Annotated in this window: 2 protein-coding genes, 3 pseudogenes and 1 other annotated feature; of the genes and pseudogenes, 1 reads left to right on the top strand and 4 read right to left on the bottom strand. The window is 52.1% G+C overall.

Annotation, left to right across the window (positions count from 1 at the left end; genetic code table 11):
* Positions 1-152: 152 nt before the first annotated feature.
* The 3 genes and pseudogenes from BBW68_RS19890 to BBW68_RS11650 form a co-directional block, all read right to left on the bottom strand.
* A pseudogene (locus BBW68_RS19890) lies at positions 153-395 on the bottom strand (MFS transporter); the annotation flags it as partial.
* Between the two features lie 133 nt (positions 396-528).
* Complete coding sequence (locus tag BBW68_RS16815; RefSeq protein WP_083264888.1) at positions 529-633, bottom strand: protein YohO; 105 nt, start codon at positions 631-633, stop codon at positions 529-531.
* Between the two features lie 74 nt (positions 634-707).
* Positions 708-1239 (bottom strand): annotated as a pseudogene (locus tag BBW68_RS11650) (DUF3833 domain-containing protein).
* An 81-nt stretch (positions 1240-1320) separates the two neighbouring features.
* Here BBW68_RS11650 and BBW68_RS11655 point away from each other — a divergent pair.
* Positions 1321-1647 carry an IS3 family transposase gene (locus BBW68_RS11655; protein WP_070135492.1) on the top strand — a complete coding sequence of 109 codons (327 nt, stop codon included), beginning with the start codon at positions 1321-1323 and terminating at the stop codon, positions 1645-1647.
* Positions 1602-1716: a sequence feature (AL1L pseudoknot), on the top strand. (Overlaps the previous gene by 46 nt.)
* Here BBW68_RS11655 and BBW68_RS11660 read toward each other — a convergent pair.
* Positions 1694-1948, bottom strand: a pseudogene (locus BBW68_RS11660) (transposase); the annotation flags it as partial. It overlaps the preceding feature by 23 nt.
* Positions 1949-2069: the final 121 nt, after the last annotated feature.

The raw sequence follows: 2069 nt of genomic DNA on the forward strand, positions 1-2069 counted from the left end.
CCCAGGGCGCGATAATCCGCTATATAACGGGATATTACAGCGCTATCAGGCCCCACTGGTATAACGGCAGTCTGACGCCCAACGAATCTGAGCGGCTGTACTACTGACAGTCTAATGCTGTGGCCAGTATTAGTTGACCACTACAGCCCCGGGGCGGGTGACAGATTGAATTCGCGCGTCACATCTTTCATACCAAAGGCTAGTGCACCAAGATCGTAAGCGTCAAGACATACCCCGCCGAGGGCAATACCGATCACGATGCGGGCGTTACTACGCGACTGGTTGCTGTTGTTGACCTGATGTGAGACATCCGCCGCCTAGCGAATGATAAAGGCTTCGCCTGTCGGCACGTTCCCTGCCAGCGCGACGGGCGCCGAAGAAGTGATTTCAGTCATGATGTTGAGTTTTATTTTCAGGAGTAAACTCAGAGCATAACGACGTGACTGGCAGAGAGAAATTCCAGCTGGTTATAAGTTACAACAAAATAATCAAAACCGGGCAGCCGGGAATTACCGCCAGTATTTGCGCTCAGGGACGAACGATGAAGGTGTATCCAGCCAGCATCATGCCGCCGACGCCTCCAACGGCCATCAGCAGAAAAATAAACACCACACCAATTTTTTGCCAGTTCATAGCGAGACCTGTTTTCTCAAGGGAGGGCGAAGTGTAGCGCCTTCGCCCAGCGGAATTAAGCTGAAAGCGGCATTTTATTGCCCGCTGCCCGCCTGCTTAGAGAAAAACAACGTGACGCATGCCATTTCAATACCAAATCAACACCAAATTTCTTCATTGAGGTGACGTTCATCAGGTGCTGCACATCCTGCTAGTAAATCTAGTCGTCAAAGTTCAGTTTGTAGCTGTTGTCATCGTTTTCACCGTCATGGTATAGCGTAAGTTAAAGGCGTTGCCACGGGAGTGCCCCTGCGCGATGCCGATAATATCCCCAGCGGTACCGACATAGCTGCCATCGCTCAGGCGACGGATATACCAGCCGCGGTTCTGCTTCTCGCCGTCATCATAGATAAAATTTTCATCTAAGGTCAGGGTATCGCCGATCACTTGGTCGTTAATGATCACTTCGAAGCGGCGGATCTGCTTGCCGCTGTAGTCCTGTACCATCCCCTAGGCGCAAGAGTCGCCGTTGAACTAGCTGAAGATATCGATTTTCGGCTGGACTTGCTGATAGTTCTCAATTTTGGCACCGCAGCCCGCAATTAGCAGGCTTAGCGTCAGCAGCAGGAATTTCTACATGGTTAACCTCCGGTCAGTTTGAATGACCCCGGATAAATTAGAGGCTATACTTTAAACGTGGAGGTTTCTATGACAATGACCAAACGTTACTCTCCGGAAGTCCGTGAACGGGCAGTAGTTAATCTGGTGCTGGAAACTCAGCATGAGCATACTTCGCAGTGGAAAGCGTTCCAGTCCATTGCACCACAGATTGGCTGCATACCCGAGACGCTGCATCTGTGGATAAAACAACATGAACAGCGGCTGACGGTGAAAAACAGCCTCAACGCGGATGAACGTCAGCTGTTCAAGGCGCTGAAGCGCGAGAACCGTGAGCTTCGACGCAGCAACGATATTCTACGACAGGCATCAGCATATTTTGCCCCGGCGAAGCTTGACCGCCACTGCAAGAAATAGCGTCGTTAACGGTGCCGCTGATGGAACATCATGGGGTCGAGCCGGTATATTTGTCACTATATTTCGCCAGCACTCCATCGAACGCCTTATTCGCTGAATCCCGCCCCCCGGACAGCCAGATTTCACCCAGTTCGCTTTTCACCTTTGGCTGTACTGACTTTGGTCGCGCGGCCAGCACGTTAGCAGTTTTATGCACCAGACACCGTTGGTGACGGGTGTCCGGAAACACCTTCGCCAGCGCTTTCCAGAAACCCATGGCACCATCACCCGTTGCCAGCTTCGGAGATACCGTCAGGCCGCGGAGCAAGCGGGCGAGAAACGGCGACTCGAGGGCGACGACGCTGGCGATGGTATTCAGCTCCAGTCAGCACAAAAAAACTGGAATCGACTTAAGGGTTTCGAGCTGTTGACTCTGGTGGTCA

The organism is Candidatus Erwinia dacicola (assembly GCF_001756855.1).
GTDB classification, from domain to species: Bacteria; Pseudomonadota; Gammaproteobacteria; order Enterobacterales; family Enterobacteriaceae; genus Erwinia; species Erwinia dacicola.